The 21,539-nt window shown below is 64.1% G+C and carries 23 protein-coding genes; 12 read left to right on the forward strand and 11 right to left on the reverse strand.

Translation table 11 applies throughout. The features are described 5' to 3' along the window. The first annotated feature begins 183 nt into the window (after positions 1-183). Both AB7531_RS14790 and flaF read left to right on the forward strand, forming a co-directional pair. Complete coding sequence (locus AB7531_RS14790; protein ID WP_028148522.1) at positions 184-1,791, forward strand: flagellin N-terminal helical domain-containing protein; 1,608 nt, start codon at positions 184-186, stop codon at positions 1,789-1,791. 290 nt (positions 1,792-2,081) lie between these two features. Beyond that, positions 2,082-2,450 carry a flagellar biosynthesis regulator FlaF gene (gene flaF / locus AB7531_RS14795; RefSeq protein WP_014493991.1) on the forward strand — a complete coding sequence of 123 codons (369 nt, stop codon included), beginning with the start codon at positions 2,082-2,084 and terminating at the stop codon, positions 2,448-2,450. Positions 2,451-2,502: 52 nt separating this feature from the next. Here the strand turns inward: flaF and AB7531_RS14800 are convergent, their stop codons facing one another. The 4 genes from AB7531_RS14800 to AB7531_RS14815 form a co-directional block, all read right to left on the reverse strand. Continuing rightward, complete coding sequence (locus tag AB7531_RS14800) at positions 2,503-2,865, reverse strand: hypothetical protein (RefSeq protein ID WP_063982268.1); 363 nt, start codon at positions 2,863-2,865, stop codon at positions 2,503-2,505. A 159-nt stretch (positions 2,866-3,024) separates the two neighbouring features. Further along, positions 3,025-3,522: a hypothetical protein gene (locus tag AB7531_RS14805; RefSeq protein WP_063982269.1), complete on the reverse strand. Its 498-nt coding sequence runs from the start codon at positions 3,520-3,522 to the stop codon at positions 3,025-3,027. Positions 3,523-3,533: 11 nt separating this feature from the next. After that, complete coding sequence (gene flgJ, locus AB7531_RS14810) at positions 3,534-3,902, reverse strand: flagellar assembly peptidoglycan hydrolase FlgJ (RefSeq protein WP_028148518.1); 369 nt, start codon at positions 3,900-3,902, stop codon at positions 3,534-3,536. Next, on the reverse strand, positions 3,902-5,026 hold the full coding sequence (locus AB7531_RS14815) for a flagellar basal body P-ring protein FlgI (RefSeq protein WP_028148517.1): 1,125 nt from the start codon (positions 5,024-5,026) through the stop codon (positions 3,902-3,904). The genes flgJ and AB7531_RS14815 overlap by 1 nt, the downstream gene beginning before the upstream one ends. Before the next feature lie 270 nt (positions 5,027-5,296). On the opposite strand from AB7531_RS14815, the gene AB7531_RS14820 reads away from it, so the two are divergent. Then, complete coding sequence (locus AB7531_RS14820; RefSeq protein WP_063982271.1) at positions 5,297-5,710, forward strand: flagellar assembly protein FliX; 414 nt, start codon at positions 5,297-5,299, stop codon at positions 5,708-5,710. Here the strand turns inward: AB7531_RS14820 and AB7531_RS14825 are convergent. After that, a complete protein-coding gene (locus AB7531_RS14825) occupies positions 5,707-6,078 on the reverse strand; it encodes a winged helix-turn-helix transcriptional regulator (RefSeq protein WP_063982272.1) in 372 nt (123 codons plus the stop codon). The two genes, AB7531_RS14820 and AB7531_RS14825, sit on opposite strands and share 4 nt — an antisense overlap. A gap of 164 nt (positions 6,079-6,242) precedes the next feature. Between AB7531_RS14825 and AB7531_RS14830 the strand changes: the two genes are divergently transcribed. Together AB7531_RS14830 and dksA are read left to right on the forward strand one after the other, a co-directional pair. Further along, the gene (locus AB7531_RS14830; RefSeq protein ID WP_063982273.1) at positions 6,243-6,854 is read left to right on the forward strand and encodes an NAD(P)-dependent oxidoreductase; all 612 of its coding nucleotides are present in this window, start codon (positions 6,243-6,245) and stop codon (positions 6,852-6,854) included. Positions 6,855-7,067: 213 nt separating this feature from the next. After that, positions 7,068-7,433, forward strand: coding sequence for an RNA polymerase-binding protein DksA (gene dksA / locus AB7531_RS14835; protein ID WP_008554760.1), 366 nt, complete (start codon positions 7,068-7,070; stop codon positions 7,431-7,433). 297 nt (positions 7,434-7,730) lie between these two features. Here the strand turns inward: dksA and AB7531_RS14840 are convergent, their stop codons facing one another. Continuing rightward, a complete protein-coding gene (locus AB7531_RS14840) occupies positions 7,731-8,129 on the reverse strand; it encodes a winged helix-turn-helix transcriptional regulator (protein ID WP_187388007.1) in 399 nt (132 codons plus the stop codon). A 94-nt stretch (positions 8,130-8,223) separates the two neighbouring features. On the opposite strand from AB7531_RS14840, the gene AB7531_RS14845 reads away from it, so the two are divergent. Both AB7531_RS14845 and AB7531_RS14850 read left to right on the forward strand, forming a co-directional pair. Next, positions 8,224-9,252, forward strand: coding sequence for an SDR family oxidoreductase (locus tag AB7531_RS14845; protein ID WP_063982274.1), 1,029 nt, complete (start codon positions 8,224-8,226; stop codon positions 9,250-9,252). Positions 9,253-9,354: 102 nt separating this feature from the next. Continuing rightward, positions 9,355-10,134: a 2-keto-4-pentenoate hydratase gene (locus AB7531_RS14850; protein ID WP_063982275.1), complete on the forward strand. Its 780-nt coding sequence runs from the start codon at positions 9,355-9,357 to the stop codon at positions 10,132-10,134. Between the two features lie 146 nt (positions 10,135-10,280). Here the strand turns inward: AB7531_RS14850 and flgH are convergent, their stop codons facing one another. Genes flgH through flgF form a run of 4 tightly spaced genes read right to left on the reverse strand, consistent with a single transcriptional unit; the run spans position 10,281 to position 13,768 of the window. Continuing rightward, positions 10,281-11,045, reverse strand: a complete 765-nt coding sequence (gene flgH, locus AB7531_RS14855) for a flagellar basal body L-ring protein FlgH (RefSeq protein WP_063982276.1) — start codon at positions 11,043-11,045, stop codon at positions 10,281-10,283. A gap of 3 nt (positions 11,046-11,048) precedes the next feature. Continuing rightward, positions 11,049-12,191 (reverse strand): flagellar basal body P-ring formation chaperone FlgA, encoded by a 1,143-nt coding sequence (gene flgA, locus AB7531_RS14860; protein ID WP_063986242.1) that lies wholly within the window; start codon positions 12,189-12,191, stop codon positions 11,049-11,051. Between the two features lie 10 nt (positions 12,192-12,201). Further along, positions 12,202-12,990 carry a flagellar basal-body rod protein FlgG gene (gene flgG, locus AB7531_RS14865; protein WP_014494004.1) on the reverse strand — a complete coding sequence of 263 codons (789 nt, stop codon included), beginning with the start codon at positions 12,988-12,990 and terminating at the stop codon, positions 12,202-12,204. Positions 12,991-13,006: 16 nt separating this feature from the next. Beyond that, entirely contained in the window at positions 13,007-13,768 is a 762-nt protein-coding gene (gene flgF / locus AB7531_RS14870; protein ID WP_063982277.1) for a flagellar basal-body rod protein FlgF, read from the reverse strand. 381 nt (positions 13,769-14,149) lie between these two features. Between flgF and fliL the strand changes: the two genes are divergently transcribed. The 5 genes from fliL to AB7531_RS14895 all read left to right on the forward strand — a co-directional run bounded on the left by fliL (position 14,150) and on the right by AB7531_RS14895 (position 17,944). Further along, entirely contained in the window at positions 14,150-14,650 is a 501-nt protein-coding gene (gene fliL / locus AB7531_RS14875) for a flagellar basal body-associated protein FliL (RefSeq protein WP_063982278.1), read from the forward strand. 19 nt (positions 14,651-14,669) lie between these two features. Then, positions 14,670-15,872, forward strand: coding sequence for a flagellar motor switch protein FliM (fliM, locus tag AB7531_RS14880; RefSeq protein WP_063982279.1), 1,203 nt, complete (start codon positions 14,670-14,672; stop codon positions 15,870-15,872). Then, positions 15,869-16,315 carry a DUF6468 domain-containing protein gene (locus AB7531_RS14885; protein WP_063982280.1) on the forward strand — a complete coding sequence of 149 codons (447 nt, stop codon included), beginning with the start codon at positions 15,869-15,871 and terminating at the stop codon, positions 16,313-16,315. The genes fliM and AB7531_RS14885 overlap by 4 nt, the downstream gene beginning before the upstream one ends. Before the next feature lie 9 nt (positions 16,316-16,324). Then, positions 16,325-17,086: a MotE family protein gene (locus AB7531_RS14890; RefSeq protein ID WP_014494009.1), complete on the forward strand. Its 762-nt coding sequence runs from the start codon at positions 16,325-16,327 to the stop codon at positions 17,084-17,086. 660 nt (positions 17,087-17,746) lie between these two features. Then, a complete protein-coding gene (locus tag AB7531_RS14895) occupies positions 17,747-17,944 on the forward strand; it encodes a hypothetical protein (RefSeq protein ID WP_187388008.1) in 198 nt (65 codons plus the stop codon). Between the two features lie 22 nt (positions 17,945-17,966). Here the strand turns inward: AB7531_RS14895 and AB7531_RS14900 are convergent, their stop codons facing one another. Further along, positions 17,967-21,371 (reverse strand): VCBS domain-containing protein, encoded by a 3,405-nt coding sequence (locus AB7531_RS14900; protein ID WP_084795061.1) that lies wholly within the window; start codon positions 21,369-21,371, stop codon positions 17,967-17,969. Between the last annotated feature and the right edge of the window lie 168 nt (positions 21,372-21,539).

Raw genomic sequence — 21,539 nt, forward strand, 5'->3', positions numbered from 1 at the left:
CGCGTGATGCTGCGTGAGCCGGGTTTCAGGGAACCCTGACCGGCTAATACCTTGTTAACCCTGTGGCTTAAGCGGCCATTAACCTTAATTTAAAGGAGTGCGCCTAGAACTAGACAAAAGCCCATTTGCCAGACCGGCGGGCTCCGATTCGTACGCGTCGCGCTCCAAGAGGAAGATCTGCCAATGTCCAACATCGTTCTCTCGGCATCAGTCCGCCAGAACCTGTTGTCGCTGCAGTCGACAGCCGACCTGCTCGCTACCACGCAGGAACGTCTTGCAACCGGCAAGAAGGTCAACACGGCGCTGGACAATCCGACCAACTTCTTCACCGCACAGGGGCTCGACAATCGCGCCAGCGACATCAGCAATCTCCTGGATGGCATCAGCAACGGTGTGCAGGTGCTGCAGGCCGCGAACACCGGCATCACCTCGCTGCAAAAGCTGGTCGACAGCGCCAAATCGATCGCCAGCCAGGTGCTGCAGAGCCCGACAGGGTACTCGCCCAAGTCCAACGTGACGGCGGCCGCGGTCCCCGGTGCGACCGCCAACAACCTGCTGGGCACGGCATACACCAACAACACGGTCACCGGCACCGTCGTCAACAATGACGATACGAGCGGCGCGGCGCCGATCACGGGCGCGACCAAGCTGGTCGGTACCGCCGGTGCGGGTTCCGACGATCTCGGTACGACGATCACCAACGGTTCGGTCCTGACTGTCGACGGCAAGACGATCACCTTCTCGACCGCGCAAACCACCTCGACCACCGACTCGTTCGGCAACGTCACGATCGGCATCGGTGCCGGCAGCACACTCACGGTGCAGTCGGTCCTGAGCGCGATCGACGGCATCACGGGTACGGGCACGGCCTCGACCGTTTCCGGCGGCAAGCTCGTGCTCAGCACCGGCACGAGCCAGGATCTGGCGATCTCCGGCTCGGGCAACGTGCTCACGGCGCTCGGCCTCACTGCCGGCACCACCGCCCGCGTTCCGCCCCCGCTCAGCGGCAAGACGTTGACGATCGGCGCGACCGGCGGCGGCACCGCCACCAGCATCACCTTCGGCGCCGGCGTCGGGCAGGTTTCCACGCTCAATCAGCTCAACGCGGCGCTGGCGGCGAACAACCTGCAGGCAACGATCGACACGACCGGTCATCTCAACATCGTGACCTCCAACGACTCGGCGTCCTCGACGATCGGCGCAATCGGCGGCACGGCCGCGGCGAGCGGCCAGCCCTTCTATGGCCTGATCGCGCAAGCGCCCACCGTCGACCCGGATTCGCAAGCCACGCGCGCCAATCTGGTCGGGCAGTACAACAACGTGCTCGCGCAAATCAACACCACGGCGCAGGACTCTTCCTACAACGGCGTGAATCTGCTGAACGGCGATACGCTCAAGCTCGTGTTCAACGAAACCGGGCGTTCGACGCTGAACATTCAGGGCGTGACCTTCAACGACGCCGGCCTCAACCTTGCTCCCTTGACCTCGGGCGTTGATTTCCTGGACTCGAAATCGGCGAACGCCATTCTGACTTCGCTCAACTCGGCCAGCACCACACTGCGTGCCGAGGCGTCGACGCTCGGTTCGAACCTGTCGATCGTGCAGATCCGTCAGGACTTCAGCAAGAACCTGATCAACGTGCTGCAGACCGGCTCGTCGAGCTTGACGCTCGCGGACACCAACGAGGAAGCGGCCAACAGCCAGGCGCTCTCGACGCGCCAGTCGATCGCAGTCTCCGCGCTGTCGCTCGCCAACCAGTCGCAGCAGAGCGTGCTTCAGCTCCTCCGCTAAGCGCGACGCTGACGTACACGATGAATCATTCAACGGCGAAGCCTAGGCTTCGCCGTTGTTTTGAGCGAGATCGCTAACTGTCGATTAGCTCAGATCAGCGCATGATGGATGCAATCGTTTACAGTGCGCGCACTCGGATTTAGCCTGGAGGTGAAGGTGGATGCCGCGACCCGTAATTGTCCGGAGATCGTCCGCACTCTCACGTAAGCAAATCTTAAGCGGTGCTGCCTAGGGTTGGGAAAGAAATCCTTAAGCCTGTACAACGGGCGAGGAAACCTCCAGGGTGATCGATGTCGAGTTCTGCTGCTTCGGCCTACGCGCGTGTAGCCACGACCACTGCGTCTCCTCGCGATATCGAGGCGCAGACGCTCCTGAAGGCCGCCAACAAGCTGCAGGACGCCATCAACAGTGCCGATCCCTTCAACGAGCAGACGACGCAGGCGTTGATGTTCAACCGCAAGCTCTGGACCATCTTCCTGAGCGAGGCGATGCGCGACACCAATCCGCAGCCGCTCGACGTTCGGCAGAGGATCGCCAACATCAGCGTGTTCGTGCTGAGCCAGACTGCAGCGCTGCTGATGAGCCCGCAGCTCGATCACTTCCGCCCGCTGATCGAGATCAATCGCAATATCGCCGCCGGTCTTTCGGGACGGTCGTAAACGCGACCGGTTCGCGACGTCGATACGGCCGTCGCGACCCGCTGCGTGAACGTCAGGCGCTGCGATCGGTGCTGAGTGGACGCGGGGGCTCGGACTTCATATCCAGTGCGTGGAAATAGGCCCGCCGCCGCAGCATCGCTTCGTCCGGAAACTGATCGACAACCGCATCGGTCCTTTCGTTCACAACCTGGAACACGAAGGACGCGGCGGGCTGGTTGAAAACGACCTGGCGTGAAACGCTATCGTTGGTGCTCTGCAAATCATTGCGCGCAGCCGCGCTCGTATTGCTCGCGGCGACCGTCTGGCTCACCGGCAAATCAGTTTGCACGGCCTCGTTCGCCGCCGCATTGGACGTCGTTATGATCTGCACGGGGGCCGGTATCCCCACCGGCCTGATGCTGAAATCTGTACTCATGGCAGCCTCCTGGTTGCCTCGTCTGAGTCAAATCCCAACCCCTCTCAATACGCAACCATGGAACACCAGGATTGAAGACCGGGTAAGCAAACGTGCCTAACCGCGCGACGATATCGCCGCGCGGTTTTTCGTAAAATTGCAGGGAGTTTTCGCGCGCGCTCAGAGCGAGCGGCTGACTGCGAGTGGGGTGATATGGCGTGGGCCCGGAGCCGCGCGGCGTCCCGCCGCCGTGTAGGTGTTCGGCACGTTGCGCTTCTGGATCTCGGCGTTGACGCCGCGCACCACGCTCTCGGAGACCGCGTGTGCGGTCGCTAGCACGGTGAGATTGACCTGGAGCATCGCGCGGAACGCATCGTGGTGCCGATGCAGCGTCGAGAGCAGCTCGGGCGCGGATTTCGCGAGCTGGGCCTGGTTCGTCTTCAATTCGCTGACGGCGCTGACATAGTTGCGCGACAGCTCCTGCTTCTTGCCCTCGAGCGTCATCGCTTCGCGGACCTGGCCGGCGCGAACGAGCTCGGTCTCGCGCTCGACCAGTCCGAGCAGGGCGTTCATCGCATCCATCAGCTGCTCGGCGACCTTGCGAGCCTCGGCGTTGCCGGGTGCGGTGTTGGGGCGCTGCGCTTGCACCGGCTGACGTGAGGCGTTGAAATGGTTCATCTCGGTTGACCTTATGCCGTGCGGATCGTTTTCGCCTGCTGCATGATGAGGGTGCGGTAGACTTCGGTGGCGACACCAACGCCGCCGGCCTTGGCGAAGTTCTTGGAATATTGCTCGGTCAGCATCGAGCGCCACACGCCGGTGCCCGGAGTGTCGCCGAACGGACCTTCGCCCTTCAGGCCCGAGGTCATCTGCGAGAACATGCTGTTGAGGAACATCGCCTCGAAATCGGTGGCGGTCTTCTGCGCCTTGGACTGCTGCTGTGGCGAGACCTTCTGCAACGCGGCGGCGAGCTCGAAGTCGGGCCGGCCGTTGCGGCTCTCCACCGAGAAGGCCGAGGAGGTGACGACGTGCGGGGTGTTGATCATGCTGGTCTGCATTACATCACCTCGATGTCGGCTTCGATCGCGCCGGCGGCCTTGATCGCCTGGAGGATGCTGATGAGGTCGCGCGGGCCGATGCCGAGGCCGTTGAGGCCGTCGACGAGCTGCTGAAGCGAGACGCCGTCCTTGACGACGGCGAACTTCTTGCCGTCCTCGACGACGCTGACGCCGGTGCGCGGCGTGACCACCGTGCGCCCGCGTGACAGCGGGTTGGGCTGGCTGACCTGCGGGCTCTCGGAGATGGTGACGGTGAGGTTGCCTTGCGCCACCGCGACGGTGGCGACGCGAACGTCGCGGCCCATCACGATGATGCCGCTGCGTTCGTCGATGACGATCTTGGCGGCGAGATCAGGATCGACCTGGAGCTGCTCGATCTCGGTGAGGAAGGCGACGACGTTGCCCTTGAACTCCGGCGGGATCGAAAGCTGCACCGTCGAGGGATCGATCGGTTCGGCGGTCTTGACGCCGAGATAGTCGTTGATCGCAGCCGCGATCCGCTTGGCTGTGGTGAAGTCGGCGTTGCGCAGCGCGAGCCGCACGTTCGGCAGCCGATTGAGCGCGAACTCGATCTCGCGCTCGATGATGGCGCCGTTGGCGATGCGGCCGACGGTCGGAACGCCGCGCACGATTTTCGCGGCTTCGCCCTCGGCCTGGAAACCGGAGATCGCGAGCGAGCCCTGTCCGACCGCGTAGACATTGCCGTCGGCGCCGAGCAGGGGCGTGACCAGCAGGGTGCCGCCGCGCAGATCCTTGGCGTCGCCCAGCGCGGAGACTGTGACGTCCATGCGCGTGCCCTGGGTGGCGAAGGCCGGCAGATTGCCCGTGACCATCACGGCGGCGACGTTGCCGGTGCGGATGGTGGCGCCGCGGATGTTGACGCCCATGCGCTCGAGCATCGCTTGCAGCGACTGCTTGGTGAAGGGGATGTTGTTGAGCGTATCGCCGGTGCCGTTGAGGCCGACGACGAGGCCGTAGCCGATGAGCTGGTTCTGCCGCACACCCTCGATATTGGCGAGGTCCTTGATGCGCGATGTCGCGCTTGCAGACGTGACCGAGAGCGCCAGCGCTGACAGCGCGGCGCAGGCCACCCCAACAATCCTCACCCAACGAACGCCTGGCATCCTCTGCTCCCCGAGGCTCCTCACATCTCGGACCATCCTCGACACTCCCATGACGAGCTGGTCCGACGCTTTCCTTGCGAGTGCTGTGCCAACGCGGGGCAGCGGGGTTACGCGATTGAATAGGTTGAATAAACCTGTTTCCACCGGTGTCAGGGAGCGTTCTCCCTGAGGAGCGAAACTGCCGCCTGTCGGCAGATTTTGCCGGGCCGTTTACGCGCCGTTAACCATAAGACGGCGAAGGTGACGGCATCGATCACCCGGATTCCTGCGATGCGCATCTACGGACCGAATGGCACCACGCTTGGTACGCCGGCCAGCCAGGCCAGGCGGACGAGCTCCGGCACCTTCGTGCTGCCCGACACCTCGTCGGCGCAGGAGACGCGGGGCGCTGCCGCACCGAAGGCCGCCGCGAACATCGACGGGCTGCTCGCGCTGCAGGGCATCGAGGAAGATCCGGTCGAGCGCCGCAAGCGCTCGGTCGCCCGCGGCAGGACCGCGCTCGACGTGCTCGACGATCTCAAGATGGGACTACTGTCCGGCAATCTCGACGCCTCGACCGTGATGCGGCTGCGCGATGCCGCGGCGAACCTGAAATCATCCTCGGGCGATCCTGGTTTGGATTCCCTGCTGTCCGAGATCGAGCTGCGCGTCGAGGTCGAGCTGGCCAAGGCTGGGCAGGCTTAGGCCGCTTCGTCCTTCTGCTGCGTGTCGTAGCGGCTCTGGGCGGCGAGCACGTCCTTCAGATTCTGCTCGGCCCAATCGCGCAGGGGATCGACGGCGGCCGCGAGCGTCACACCGAGCTGCGTGATCGAATACTCCACCGTCACCGGTACGGTTGCGATGGCGTGACGCTTGATCAGGCCGTCGCGCTCGAGCGACTTGAGAACCTGGCTCAACATCTTCTGCGAAATGCCTTCAATCGTTCGGCGCAACTGATTGAAGCGCATCGGCTCCTCGCGCAGCAGCAGCAGGATCAGCACCGCCCATTTGTCGCCGACGCGGTCGAGGATCTGGCGCGTGGGGCAGTTCGCAGCATAGACGTCTGGCTTCATCGTCAACTCCTCACGATCCGTTTGGCCCCTTGCCGGCTCGCGCGCCGGTGACGGGTCCCGGTTACTCTTGCGTAATCAGGTAAGCACAAAGTGCTCTCTTAACACCAGCATCCTTTGCGATATCTAGTAACCGATAGTTACCAAAAGAAGCAAAGGAGCCTTCCATGAAAATCGCAGTCGCCGGCGCCTCGGGCCGGGCCGGGTCGGAGATCACCAAGGAACTGTCGCGCCGCGGCCATGCCGTCACGGCAATCGCTCGGAACCCCGAGAAGATCGCGACCCTGCCGAACGTCACGTCCACCAAGGGCGACGTGCTCGACCAGGCCGGCCTTGCCAAGCTGTGGGCCGGGCATAACGTCGCCGTGAGTTCCGTGCACTTCCTGGCCAGCGACCCGCTCAAGCTGATCGGCGCGGCGAAGGCGTCCGGCGTTGGTCGCTACCTCGTTGTCGGCGGTGCCGGCAGCCTGGAAGTCGCTCCCGGCGTCAAACTGGTTACAACCCCGGGTTTTCCCGCCCAATACAAGGCCGAAGCGGAAGCGGGCGGGGCTTTCCTTGACCTGCTGCGACAGGAAAAGGACCTGAACTGGACCTTCATCTCGCCGTCGGCCCTCTTCATCGAGGGCGAGCGAACCGGCAAGTTCCGGCTCGGGACCGATCAGCTTCTCGCAGATGCGAACGGGAAAAGCTGGATCAGCTTCGCTGACTACGCCATTGCGCTCGCCGACGAGATCGAGCGGCCGGCCCATCCGAGGCAGCGTTTCACGGTCGGTTACTAGGCCTTCGGCCGCCCCCGGGTTCTCCAGGATAAACCTTCCTGTGCAAGGGCTTGGGGGCGCTAACCGAACGATCAGGGAAATATTGTCTGTCACAGGAGGCCGCTATATAAGCCCGGCTTAACGGACCCCGTTCCGTTGCGAGTCGTTGCTTAGACAGATAGGCCGCCCTTGGAAAAGTTGAAAAACTACCGACCGACCGAAAAAGAGCCTTTCATGAACGACCGGCAGAAGGAGTACTTCCGTTTGAAGCTCCTCGCCTGGAAGGATGAGATCCTCAAAGAGTCCAAGCTCACGCTGCAGGCTCTGCAGGAGGAGAACGTGAACCACCCCGATCTCGCCGATCGGGCATCGTCCGAAACCGACCGCGCCATCGAACTCCGCGCCCGCGACCGCCAGCGCAAGTTGATCGCCAAGATCGACGCCGCGCTCCAGCGTATCGAGGACAACACCTACGGCTATTGCGAGGACACCGGCGAGCCGATCTCTCTGAAGCGGCTCGAAGCCCGGCCCATCGCGACGCTCTCGGTGGAAGCGCAGGAGCGCCACGAGAAACGCGAGAAGGTCTACCGCGACGAATAGAGTCCGAGCCGCAGCGATGCGGCTCTTTGTTTTTGGACGCACGGTGCCGCTTGAGCGCCGTGATCAGCATTTTGTCTGCCGCTTGCCGTGACGCGCATCAGCGCAGGCGCGATCGTGAAAAGTGAATCACGATCAATGGGCTGGAGTCACTTCCTCCGAGCTCACGTAAGTTCCGATGAGAAACAGCCTTCACTTCAGGTGCGGGAGGTTTTGCGAGTCGCATCAACGAGATCGACTCGAATGCTGAGGCAACGATCCGGCAGCTTCACACATCGCTGCAATCAGGCTTGGCTGCAATCAGGCTTGCTGCGACGCCACAAGGCGCGCATCGCCATAAAGCCTGGACCAGCTCAATATTTCCTTAAACGACGGCAACAGGCCGTAGGCCGCATCCGTCAACTCGTACTCGACCCTCAAAGGTTTCTCCGCGAAGACGGTTCGCGACACTAGGCCGTCCTGCTCAAGCTCGCGCAGCTGCGTGGTCAGCATGTGCTGGGTGATGCCGCCGATCGCTCGCCGCAACGCACCGAAGCGAACGGCGCCGTTCATCAGCGCGAACAGGATCTCCAGCTTCCACTTGCCGCCGAGCGCATGGATGGCGCGCTTGAAGTCGGCGAGCAGGGCAGGGTCGGGGCTGCAATCGCAGTCGCCGTCGCAAACGCTGGTCAGGTTTTCCATACCGGTCTCGAAATCCATTCTACTTGTTCCCCGGCAGATAGTGACCAGATGCGGCCTTGAGCAGGGTGGCGGAACCAATTCGCCCAGCCTGCGCAATGAGGGGAACTCGGCAATGAGCATTGTTCTGGTCACCGGCGGGTCCGGCTTCGTCGGCGTCCATGTCGTCCTGCAGCTTCTGGCCGCCGGCCATCAGGTGCGGACCACGGTGCGCCGCCCGGACCGGCAGGCCGACGTGCTGGCGATGTTGCGCGAGGGTGGGGCTGCGTCGCCTGAAAGCCTGTCCTTTTTCACCGCCGATCTCACTGCGGACGACGGCTGGCGCGAAGCCATCGCCGGCTGTGATTACGTGCTCCATGTCGCCTCGCCATTGTCGACCAGTGTTCCCAAGGACGAGAACGAGATGATCATCCCGGCCCGCGACGGCACGCTGCGGGTGCTGCGTGCCGCACGCGAGGCCGGCGTCAGGCGGGTCGTCGTCACCTCGTCGCTGGGCGCGATCGGCTATGGCCATCCGGCGCGCGACAGGCCGTTCGACGAGGCCGACTGGACCAATCTCGACGGCGCCGACGTGCAGCCCTACATCAAATCCAAGACCCTGGCCGAGCGGGCGGCCTGGGATTTCGTCGCGCGCGAGGGCGGTGGGCTCGAATTGTCCGTCGTCAATCCCGCCGGCATTTTTGGCCCCGTGCTGGGGCCGGACTTCTCCGGCTCGATCGAGATCGTCAAATCGCTGCTCGACGGCGCCATGCCGGCGGTGCCGCGGGTCTATTTCGGCGTGGTCGACGTGCGCGACGTGGCCGATTTGCACCTGCGCGCGATGACGGCGCCCGAAGCAAAAGGCGAGCGCTTCATCGCGGTCTCCGGCGAGACGATGTCGATCCTCGATATCGCCAGGGTGCTGCGGCGGGAACTCGGGCCCAGGGCGCGCCGGGTTCCGCGGCTCCAGGCCCCGGACTGGCTGGTGCGGCTGGCCGCCAACCGGATTCCGCTGCTGCGCGCGGTCGTGCCGATGCTTGGAAGGGTTCGGCATTCCACCAGCGCCAAGGCGAGGTCGCTGCTCGGCTGGCAGGCCCGTTCCAACGACGAGGCGATCCTCGCGACGGCCGAAAGCCTGATCCGGCTCGGCCTCGTGAAGCGCTGAGGGCGCCCTTGGGCCGTCCTTTGCCTTTGGCCCGCGCTTGTCACGCCCCGGCGGGGATGCTGAAGTGCCGACCTCAATTGCGTAGCGTGGGAGCCGGCGCCGATGGACAAAATTCTCAAAGCCGCAAAGGCGATTGCGCTCGCGCGCCGCAACCACGCGCCGCTCGCAGCCCTGGACCATCCGCCGGCCGACGAAGCCGAGGGCTATCAGGTCCAGCGCGCGCTGCACGATCTGCTGTTGCCGCATGTCGGGCCGCTGGTCGGCTACAAGATCGGCTGCACCAGCCAGGTGATGCAGGACTATATCGGCATCCCGCATCCCTGCGGCGGCGGCGTGTTCCAGAAGGGCGTGCACGAGAGCGGGGCGAAGCTCGCGGCTGCCGACTATGTCCGTGTCGGCGTCGAGTGCGAGATCGCGGTGCGATTGCAGCGCGATCTCGCCGCCGGCGAGGCGCCGTTCACGGCCGAATGGGTCGGCGAGGCCGTCGAGGCCTATCATCCCGCGATCGAGATCGTCGACGACCGCTATGTGAAGTGGGAATCGATGGGCGCGCCGACGTTGATCGCCGACGATTTCTTCGCCGCCGGCTGCGTGCTGGGTGAGGCGGTGCCGCGCTCGTCGGTGCCGGATCTGAAGGCGGTCAAGGGCCGCGCCATCGTCAATGGCGAAGAGGTCAGCCACGGCACCGGGGCCGACGTGCTCGGCCATCCCCACAATGCACTCGCCTGGCTCGCCAACCACCTCGCCGCCGAGGGCAAGGGTCTGCACGCTGGACAACTCGTCCTGACGGGGAGCCTGGTGAAGACGCTGTGGCTGAAGGCCGGCGACAAGGTGCGGATGGAGCTGGACGGGCTGGGCGTGGTGGAGGCGGAGTTTACGTGAGGCTGCTACGGCATTCCCGCCGTCAGTCGTCCCAATCGTCTTTACAAAATACATGCGGCCTCCGGCAGGGGAGCTACCGGAGGCCGCGTAGTACATCGTCGTTCGCGCCTAGGTTCGCGAACACGATGTGGGAGCTCGGGAGAGGCTTAGAAGGGCAACAGCACGTCCATGACCTGCTGACCGTAGCGCGGCTGCTGCACGTCCGTGATCTGGCCGCGGCCGCCATAGGCGATGCGGGCCTGTGCGATCTTGCTGGAATCGATGGTGTTGTCGCTCTGGATGTCTTCGGGGCGGACGATGCCGGCGACGATGAGCTCGCGGATCTCGTAGTTGACGCGGATCTCCTGCTTGCCTTCGACGACGAGGTTGCCGTTCGGCAGCACCTGGGTCACGACCGCGGCGACGTTGGTCTGCAAGGCCTCCGTGCGATTGACCGAGCCCTTGCCGTCGGCGGAGGATGTCGAGTCGGTGGTGAGAAGGCGGCCGGGCAGGATCTTGAGCGGCTGCGTGACCGTCTTGCTGCCGATGAAATCCGTAATCCCCGAATCCTCCTTGGCGGTTCGGCTGCGCTGGGTCTCGTTGGCGATGTTGGCCTTGTCGGTGATGTTCACGGTCACGGTCAGGAGGTCGCCGACATGGGTCGCGCGCTGGTCCTTGAAGAAGGCGCGGCTGCCGTTGCGCCACAATGAGTTCGGATTGTAGGAGGCGACTTCCGGCTTCGGCATCGGCATCTGCACCGGCTTGTAGCCGGGCTGCGTCGTCGGATTGTCGATCGCCGACAATTTCGGTTGCTCGCCAATCTGCGACAGGCGGTCGATCGAGGAGCAGCCGCTCGCCAGCGCGCAAACTGCCAGCAGCAGACCAGAGATCGCGACGCGACGAAGGCGGGAAGCCGAACTGAACCTGGACATGACTTACTCTGACTTGGCTGGAGCTTGCGGGACGCGAACTTGCGGAATCTGGGCTTGGGCGATCTGGGCCGGAGACGCGGGGGGCTGGACCAGGCTCTGTGCGAGCGCTGCAGCAGCGGCCGCCGGGGTGGGCGCTTCGTCGCGCTTGAGCGAGGAGGTCTGCTCGACCGCAGGCGCCATCGGCGCGGACTGGCTCGCGCCCTGGATCGTCACCTGGCCGCGACCGGTGACAATGCCTGCCAGCGTGCGCTTGGTCTGGAGATTGAGCACGCTCACGGTGTCGCCCTCGGCGCCGCTCTCGAGCGCCTTGCCGCGCGTGGTGAGGTAGATCCCGGGGACCTGGTAGATGACGGTGACGCTCTGGTCGCGCGACACGAAGTCCGGCTTGACGATGTCGGCGACGCGGATCGGCGTACCCGCCCGCATCGGCCGGCGCAGCTGCATGCCGAGCGTGCGCTCGCGCGAGGCGGCCTCACCGGTGACCTCTGCCTTCGGCCGGCGCTCGAGCGCGATGTCGGAGGACTTCAGGAGATCGGCGCGGTCGATGTCGCGCGTCAGCACGGCCACTTCCACCGTCTCGATCGCGATGCCGGTGAAGCGCAGCTTGGTCGGCGTCGGATTGTTGTCGTTGTTGATCTCGAAGGCGATGTCGAAACGGCCGTTGCGGGCGTCATAGCGGGTTGCGACCGGCTGGAGCACACCGGTGTTGGAGGCGTCGAGCCGCATGTCGGCGACGCCGCGGTCGAACGTGACGGCGATGTTGGCGGCATCGCCAAGGCCGAAGCGGCGCTCGAGCGCCGAGGACACCGCGGTTTCGAGGTCCTTGTTGGCGAGTGTGCGGGCGAGGCGGGTGACCTGGACTTCCTTGATGTCGCCGGTCATCACGCCGATCACCTGCTTTGCGCGCAGCACCGACAGCACATGCGCGACCGGCAGGGCGCCGGTGGTGCCGAGATCGGGCGAGCGGTAGACCGGGATCAGCGCGGCCGAGCCGGCATTGTCGATGAGATCGCCGACCCGCACCACGTCCGAGGTCACGGTGACGCTCGCGCGCAGCGTCGGCGCTGCGATGAAATCGTCGGCGGCCTGCGCCGGCAGCGCCAGCAGCAGGAAAGCGGAGATCGTGGCGAGGGTGGTGCGGATCATCGTCATTACCTCAGCGGAACAGCGCCGTGGTCGATTGCATCATCTGGTCGGCGGCGCTGATGACCTTGGCGTTCATCTCGTAGGCGCGCTGCGCGGCGATCAGGTCGCTCATCTCCGAGACGACGTCGACATTGGCCTGCTCCAGGCTGCCCTGCGTGACCTTGCCGTAGCCTTCGGAGTTCGCGGTGCCGTCCTGCGGCGGGCCGGAAGAGGGCGTCTCGACGAACTGATTGTTGCCGACGGGCTGGAGGCCCGCCTTGTTGATGAAGCGGGTCACGCCGATCTGGCCCTGAACGGCCGACGTCGACGAACCTGGCAGCGTCACCGAGACCTGGCCCTGCTCGTTGACGGCGAGGCCGGAGGCGTTGTTCGGGATGGTGATGGTCGGCTGCACCGGGTTGCCCTGCGCGGTGACGACGCGGCCCTGGTTGTCCATCTGGAAGGTGCCGTCGCGGGTGTACTGGAAGGTGCCGTCGGGCATCAGGATCTTGAAGAAGCCTTCGCCCGAGATCGCGAGGTCGAGGTCGTTGCCGGTCTGCGACAGCGTGCCCTGCGTCATGCTGCGCGGCGTGCCGACGGTCTTGACGCCGCCGCCGATGTCGACGCCGACAGGCACGATGGTGCCCTGGTCCGAGGCCTGCGCGCCGACGCGGCGGACGTGCTCGTAGATCAGGTCCTGGAACGCCGCCGTCTGCTTCTTGAAGCCGGTGGTGCGCAGGTTGGCGATGTTGTTGGAGATGACCTGGACGTTGAGTTCCTGGGCCGCCATTCCGGTCGCAGCGGTGTGGAGCGCTTGCATGTCAATGATCCCCTAATCAGGCCGGAACGTCGGCGAGCTTCTCGATCGCCGATTTGTGGAGGTCGCTCTGCTGCTGGAGCAGGTTGGCGATGGCGGTGTAGCTGCGCATGACCTCGACCATGCGGCTCATCTCGCCGACCGAGTTCACGTTGGACTTCTCGATGTAGCCCTGGCGCACGGTCGACTTGGTGATGGCCTGCGGGGTCGCGGAGCCGACGTCGTAGAGGTTGGCGCCGAGCTTGGTCAGCTTCGCCGCATCGTCGAACGCAGCCATGCGGATCTTGCCGCGGATCGAGTCGGTCTTGGCGGTGCCCTCGAGCACCGTGACGGTGCCGTCGGGCGCGACATTGATGTCGTGGTCGGTGGGCTGGAAGGTGATCGGGCCGCCGGTGCCGAGCACGAGGTTGCCATCGGAGGTGACGAGCTGGCCGGTGCTGTTGAGCGAGAATTTGCCGTCGCGGGTGTAGCGTTCGCCACCATTGGCCTGCACCGCGAAGAACGCGTTGCCGTCGATCGCCATGTCGAGCGGGTTGTTGGTCGGCTCCATCGGCCCCTGGCCGACGTCGCGGAAGGTGCCGCGGTCCTGCACATAGGAGACCCGGCGGTCGGACGCGATGAAATTGTCCTCACGCGCGTTCGAGTTGAGAAACTCCTCGAACAGCGAATGGTCGGCCTTGAAGCCGTTGGTGTTGGCATTGGCGACGTTGTTGGCGATGACATCCATCTGCCGTTCCAACGTCATCTGCCGTGACAAGCCGATCAGAAGCGCGTTCTGCATCGGAAATCTCCCCTGAGTGAGCCTGCCACCTCGCTCTCCCAAGCGCCTTGGCCGACCCGTGAACGAGACCGCCAGGTTCTCCCAAACCCTCCGGCCTCGGTCCTCTCTCAGCGAAAGCCGTGCCAACTCGAAAAATGTCGTAATTTCAATGTCTTGTCGATTTTTGAGGGGCGCGGGGAGGCGGCAGAAAGGTTCTGTTAGCCATGTTTGCCCGGCAGATTTTTCCTAGTGGAGGCCCAATCGAAAGATTCCGTTAACCATTATTACCGTAGCGTTTGCGTGTAAGAGGAGCGCACTGCGCTGGGGCATTTGTATCGCGTCACTGTCTGCCAGGAGGCTTCGCTCTTTCGATCCCTTATGAGATGAGCGAGCCTATCGACCATGGCAGACAATGAAGCGGAAGGCGGCGCAGCCGTCGAAGGCGCGGAAGCCGCTCCGCCGAAGAACAAGCTCAAGCTCATCATCATGGCCGTCGGTCTGCTCGCCGTCCTCGGTGGCGGTGCCGCGACCTGGTTCTTCTTCTTCCGTCATGGCGACGACGAGCATCACGCCGAGGCGGCGCCGCCGCCGAAGCCGCCGGCCTTCGTCGACGTGCCCGACATCATGGTCAACCTCGCCGGCGCGCCCGGTGAGCGCGTGCAATATCTCAAGCTCAAGATCGTGCTGGAGCTCAAGGAAGAGAAGCAGATCGAGGCGATCAAGCCGACGATGCCGCGCATCACCGACATCTTCCAGACCTATGTGCGCGAGCTGCGCTCCTCCGACCTCAACGGCTCCGCCGGCGTCTTCCGCCTCAAGGAAGAGCTGACCAAGCGCGTCAATGCGGCGGTTTCCCCGATCCAGGTCAGCGCGGTGCTGTTCAAGGAAGTCGTGATCCAGTGAGCATGACGGGCTAGGGATCATGGCAGGCACCGACCAACCAGACCAGGATGCAATTGCCGCCCAATGGGAGGCCTCGCTTGATTCCGAGGATCCCGCGGAGGCCGCGAAGGCTGCTGCCGCAAACGAACTATCCGAGACCATGGCCCTGCAATGGGCGGCCATGGTCGAGGACGGCAGCCGCGATCTCGGCGCCGGCAAGAATTCCGGCGAGCGGGTGCTGTCGCAGGAGGAGATCGACAATCTTCTCGGCTTCGCGGTCGGCGACGTCACGCTCGACGACCATTCCGGCATTCGCGCGATCATCGATTCAGCGATGGTCTCCTACGAGCGTCTGCCGATGCTCGAAATCGTCTTCGACCGCCTGGTGCGGTTGCTGACGACCTCCTTGCGCAATTTCACCTCCGACAACGTCGAGGTCTCGCTCGACCGCATCACCTCGGTGCGCTTCGGCGACTACATGAACTCGATCCCGCTGCCGGCCGTTCTCTCGGTGTTCAAGGCCGAGGAGTGGGAAAACTTCGGCATGGCGGTGGTCGATTCCAGCCTGATCTATTCGATGATCGACGTGCTGCTCGGCGGTCGCCGCGGCGCCAGCCAGCTCCGCATCGAGGGCCGGCCCTACACCACGATCGAGACCGAGCTGGTCAAGCGGCTGGTCGAGGTGGTACTGGTCGACGCCGAGCAGGCGTTCCGGCCGCTGTCGCCGGTCACCTTCACGATCGACCGGCTCGAGACCAATCCGCGTTTCGCCGCGATCAGCCGTCCCGCCAACGCCGCGATCCTGGTGCGCCTGCGCATCGACATGGAAGATCGCGGCGGCAACATCGAGCTGCTGCTGCCTTACGCGACCATCGAGCCGATCCGGGGCGTCCTGCTCCAGATGTTCATGGGCGAAAAATTCGGCCGCGACACGATCTGGGAGGGCCATTTCGCCACCGAGATCAACCAGGCCGAGATCGCGGTCGATGCCGTGCTCTACGAGGCCGAAATCCCGCTCAAGCAGCTGATGCGGCTCAAGGTCGGCGACACCCTGCCGCTCGACATGCGCGCGGATGCCAACGTGACCGTGCGTTGCGGCGACGTCACTCTGACCGAGGGGCGGATGGGCCGGGTCGGCGACCGCGTCGCGATACGGGTGACGAAACCCCTGCGCAAGCCAAGTACGACACTTGCGATGTTCGAGAAGGTGGACGAGCAGAACAAGATGATGGAGGCCCCATGAACCACTCCCTGGGAATGGCGATCGAGACGCTGGTGGCTATCCTGCTGATGCTGACCATCGTCTACTGTGTCATGCTCAACAAGCGGCTGACGCGGCTGAAGGCGGACGAGCATTCGCTGAAGGCGGTCATCGGCGAGCTGATCACTGCCACCGAGATCGCCGAGCGCGCGATCGGCGGGCTGAAGCTCGCGGTACGCGACGTCAACGAGAACCTCGGCAGCCAGCTGGCGGCGGCGACGCAGATGTCGGACCAGCTCTACAAGCAGCTCGGCGAAGCCGACAACGTGGTGCGGCGCCTGTCCAAGATCGCGATCGCCGCGCGCCCTGCGGCGAGCCCGGAAGCGGCCGCGGTGCCCGCGGCCAAGCCCTCATCGGCGAAGGCGGTGGCGGCTGCGGCCGAAGCCTTCTCCGAGCGCCGACGATCCAACGGCCTTGCGGCATAAAGTCAGGGTATGAAATCCTTTCGTAACATCCGCGTCATTCCAGTCGTCCTGGTCGCCGTCGCAGGGCTCGCCACGCTCAAGGTCGTGGGCCTCGTGATCAATGGCGGCTATGTCTTCGACTACCAGCCGAGCCAGATCAAGAAATCCTGGGCGCAGGAGAATCTGAACTTTCCGACGGGGCGGGAAGACCCCGATATCACGGGATCTACCCACGGCGCGCCGAAGGAGGCGCCAAAGCCCGCCGCGCCCGAGACCAAACCCGAGGGCACCGTGGTCAAGATGGACGAGGCCCAGCCGCAGGTCTCGGCCTCCGAGCGCGCGATCCTGGAGCGCTTGCAGGCACGCCGCCAGGAGATCGAGTCCCGCCAGCGCGAGATCGACATCCGCGAGAGCCTGCTGAAGTCGGCCGAGAAGCGCATCGAAAACAAGGTTGAGGAGATGAAGGCGGTGGAATCCCGCATCTCCGCGACCCAGGCCGAGCAGAAGGCCGCTGAAGCCCAGCGCATGAAGGGCCTCGTGACCATGTATGAGGGCATGAAGCCCAAGGATGCCGCGCGGGTGTTCGACCGGCTCGAGATGGGCGTGCTGATCGAGATCGCCTCGCAGATCGCGCCGCGAAAGATGTCGGACATCATGGGAGTGATGTCGCCGGAGGCCGCCGAGCGGCTGACGGTCGAGATGGCCCGCCGGGCCAATGGCGGCGGCGATCAATCGGCCGCGGCCGGCGACCTCCCCAAGATCGACGGCAAGCCGACGCAAAAGCCGAATTGAAGGCTCCGAAGGCGCGGCGCGCTGCGGCAGCCTGCGCGCAATCGCGCGGTCGTTCGGCCTGTACGCGGCTAGACGCCTTGCGTGTCTAGTTCGCGAACCGCTGTTGAACCCTGGGACCCGTCGCGCTCAGCGGCTTCTCGACGGGAAGGAGGGTCTCGCAGTGCTGCCTGATCAGCGCAGCCTTCGTCGTGCGAGTCACGAGATGAAGGGTGCTGTGGCAGCAGGAACACTCGTATACCTTTAGTGCATAGCCCCGCGCGATTGGAAAGACGGCTACGACCGCTCTTGCCTGGCTACATACAATGCAGTTGGCTTCTCCGCTCATTGATTGCTCCCCCAAAAAAGTTGACCAATCGCATTCGCATCGCAATGATCACATTTGATTCAGAGTCGTTGATGGACCGCAACACCTCTGAGGTTGTGCGAGCCTACTCGGCAACCAAGTACGCAGATCAAACGCGCCGGGGAGTGGGGTGATCGCGAGCTTGATGTCTTTGCCGCACGAAGCTCGTCGGCTCGCGTTGCAGATGCAGCTGAAGCAAGCGGCATCTTCTGAGGCTGCGATGAGTTGACGCGTGCAACTGTGAACTGGAGTACAGTGGTGCTGGAGAGTTCGTCCTAGGCTCCCGCCATCGGCAATCAGCCGCGCGGGCGGAAGCCATGAATTACTCGTCCGTAGCAGAACGCGCAATCGAAGCCGTCAATCGGCTGCTCATCGCGGCGATGACGTTGGCCTGGACATCCGCGCTTGACCATCAGCATGCATTGCCGCCGCAAGAAGAAGATGGCGACACTGACGATGTTTGTCCCGAGCGGGACAGCTCCGCCGCATCGGATGGCACCGGAATACAACACTGAAGATCCAGTTGCCCTGCGGACATCACACGATCAGATCGTGGGGCACGTGGGCGTGAGCTGAGCCTGCGCCGTGAGCCGGATCAATATGCGGCGGGGACGGCTCAGGCATCGACGCCGCCCTGAATCCGTGGACGACGCCAGCATGTTCGTGATGACCGGACGGGTCCGAAGGATCGTCCCATCCTGCGCTGAGCTCTGAATGGTGGCCATGCAAAGCGCCATCCTTGATGGCGTAGGGTTCGACCGCCGCGTGCCAGGGCGCGGGCGCAATGTCACCCGAACCGTCAGAGCCGTGCTGCTTGAAATGAAATGAGTCCCCGAGGTGAACCGAAGCAACTCGAGGAAGGCCGTTCTCGGCTATCGGGTCCCCATGATGATGCTCGCGCAAGTGATTTTCGTGGTGTGACGTCTCGATGGAGTCTGGGCCGGACTCGATGCTCGGGTCGACCGTGGACGGTGTGACCGGGCCGCTGTCCTTGGTGGCCACGCTCTCTGGAGCGGGCGCGATCTCCTTGCCGTTGCCGAACGGTGTCAGCTTGTCGAATACGAACCTATTCTCCGCGACTGCCGTGGAATGCAGCTGGTGGACGGGCTGCACGTGGCTCACCGCGGAGGCCGCGTTCCCGCCGGTGGGGGCGTCCGATCGCGTGTTCGTATCGTCGGGCTGAACGAACTGGGTGTGCCCGACCCGGACAACCCGTTCGCAATCGGCATCGAATGTGCACCCGCTCGCCTTCGCAGCTTGCCCGGGCCCGTCTCCGTCGATCAGGGCGGCTCGCTCATGGACGATTTCGCCCGATGAGAGGCTGGCCGCCGTCGTCGGGCTACCGGTCGCGTCGTTGTCCGCGCCCGGTTCCAGATTGGCCGGCGCGGCTGCCATCGCATGACCCGACGTTTCCAGCGCGAGCATGAAATCCGACGTCTGGACGGTGGAGAAGCCATCGAGATGGATTTCCACCAGACTGGAATCGCCGATGCTCAGGCTTTGATCCGTCGGATTGACGTACACGATGGTCTGGTTCGCCGAGCTGTCGTAGAGCCAGGCGATCGTATGTGCGGGCACCGTCGTGCTGGAGGGGTCGAGTGCCAGAACGGAGAGGGTGAGCGCGCCGAGAGCTATCAGGTCGCCCCGCTCAGAGTCTGCCTTGAAACCAGAGATGATATCAGGGCGCGCTGCACTGGAATTCGACGTCGAGGCAAAGACGAAATGATCGTCTCTGGAGCCGCCGGCAAGAAGGGTCTGTTCGTGCCCGTCGTGAGAGGTGTCGCGACCGCCGTTTGTGCCGATCTTGCCATGATCGGGACTTTCGCCGGAGGCGCCGATGCCATCCGTGTTCGCGTCATGGGTGCTCGCAGCCACCGTCGGACCGGCGGCAAACGCTCTCGCAGCCGCATTGTTTTCGGGGGGCGCGGTGGCGTGGGGCGGATCGGCGGCATTGAGAGCTGCCGCGTGGCCGAACTGGTCGCGATCGTCGGCGCCGTGGATTGTGATGGCTATGGTCTGTTCCGTCCCATCGATGGTCGTGACCGTGAAGGTGTCGGTCAAAGTCTCGCAGGAAGGAAGCGCCTGCACGGCACAGTTGGTGGTGTCGAGCGTGTAGGTCCACACACCGGCGGCGGTCATCGTGAAAGCGCCGTAGCCGCCCGCGCTCCGGGTCGCACAAGTGACCGGCGTGAATGTGTTCGGCGTGTTGTCGACGTCGGTGTCAGTCAGTCTGCCGCTCGCCGTCGGCTTGCCGTGTTCCCTGCAATCGGGCTCGGTCACCGAGCCAGTGATGCAGCCGTGGATGATGGCCGGATCGTTCGTGCCGTGGATGGTGATCGTCACCACCTGCGCGGTGCCGTCGACGGTGGTCACGGTGAAGGTGTCGGTCAGGGTGTCGTAGGCGTTCAGCGCCTGGACGGCGCAATTGGTGTCATCGAGCGTGTAGGTCCAGACGCCGTCAGCCGTCATCCGGAAGCAGCCGTAGCCATGGTCGCTCGCCCTTGGCGAGGTCACCGGCGTGAAGCTGTCGGGAGTATTGTCGACATCCGTATCTGCAAGCTTGCCGGTCGCGATCGGAGTCCCGGGCTTCCAACATGCGGCTTCCGTCACGGTGCCGGTCGTCGTCCCGGAAATGATGGCAGCATCGTTGGCGCCGTTGATCGTGATGGTAATCAACTGCGGGGTGCCGCCGATGCTGGTCACCGTGAAGGTGTCTGTCAGCGTCTTGCCGACGTTCAGAGCCTGCACTGCGCTGTTGGATTGATCGAGCGTGTAGCTCCAGACGCCGTCGGCGGTCATGGTGAAAGTGCCGTAGCCGTGTGCACTCTTCGTCGGGGAATTGACGGCCGTGAAAGTGTTGGCGGGGTCGTCGACGTCGATATCCGAAAGCTTGCCGGTTGTGACAGGTGGGCCAGGTGGGCCGGATGCGGCATTGGCGACGCCGCCGGATTCGACTGACGAGCCGGTCGTCGTGCCGGAGATGATCGCCGCGTCGTCGGCCCCGTTGATGTTGATCGTGAAGGCCTGTTGAGCCGAAAGCGACCCGTCGGACACGGTGATCACAAAGCTATCGGTGGTCGGCGTCTTCAGCGCGTTGATCGCGCCACTGTTGGGAACGAAGGCATAGGCGCCAGTCGAGCTGTTCAGATAAAGCGTGCCATAAGAGCTGGTCTTCGATACGTCGTAGATCGCTCCCTGCAGCGCGGTAGCGCCCGTAGCGCCTCCGCTGATGCCGAAAGTCAGCGCGGCGCTGGAGCTGCTGGCGCTGAAGGTTCCCCTCGTTGCGGCGAAGACGTCGAACGCGACCGTGTCGAGTTCAAGCGGGCCCGCCTGCACATTCAAGATCGGCGGCGTCCGCACGGGCGTGATGATGTCGGGCACCGTGACGATGATCGGCTGCAACGGCAGCAGTGCGCTTGGCGCCGCGGGCGCTATGAAATTGATCGGCTCCAGCGGCAGAGATTCGACGAACGGAGGCGTGCCGGACCCGTTCTTGCCAAATCCCTTCGAGAAATTTTCGAGCGCCTCCTGCTGGGCCACCCGCAGCTCCTCCATGCGGGTCGCGCTGTTGTCGAGCTGATTCACGGTAAGCCCGGAGCCGACCTTGCTCAGCACGACCGTTTGTCCGGGGTCCTCGACGATGATGTGCCGCGGGATTGATTCCTTGGTCGTGAGCTCGAACGTGCCGTGTGCAAAGTCCTTGTATGTAATCGTATCGTCGTCCAGGAACGTTGCGTTCGGGTCTGCGGCCCTGACCTCTTTGATCATCGAGAAGAGCAATGCCGTGAGCGACAGCATCCCGAAACGGCCGGCAGAGGCTCGCTCATGAGATTGAATAGCGGGTACATCAGGAGGATTGCTCTTCGCCGTCTTCACGCGGCGATGCAGGCCCGCAGCGGCTTCGCGCTCGCCCCCGTGCTCTGCAGTGGACGTGACGGCCATTTTTCAACCTCGATTGCCCTAGCGGTCGGCCTCAGGCGTCGCCCTATGCCGCCGCGTCTTGGCCGGCTTGCCGCGTCACGCGATCGGGAACAATTTTGTGCCGGCAACCTCAGCTATGCCCGCTAAAAAGTTGTCGTTTCTGAGAATTCCGCCCAGGCTGATCACGGC

Source organism: Bradyrhizobium sp. 63_E2_N1_3, assembly GCF_052076005.1.
Classification (GTDB): domain Bacteria; phylum Pseudomonadota; class Alphaproteobacteria; order Rhizobiales; family Xanthobacteraceae; genus Bradyrhizobium; species Bradyrhizobium barranii.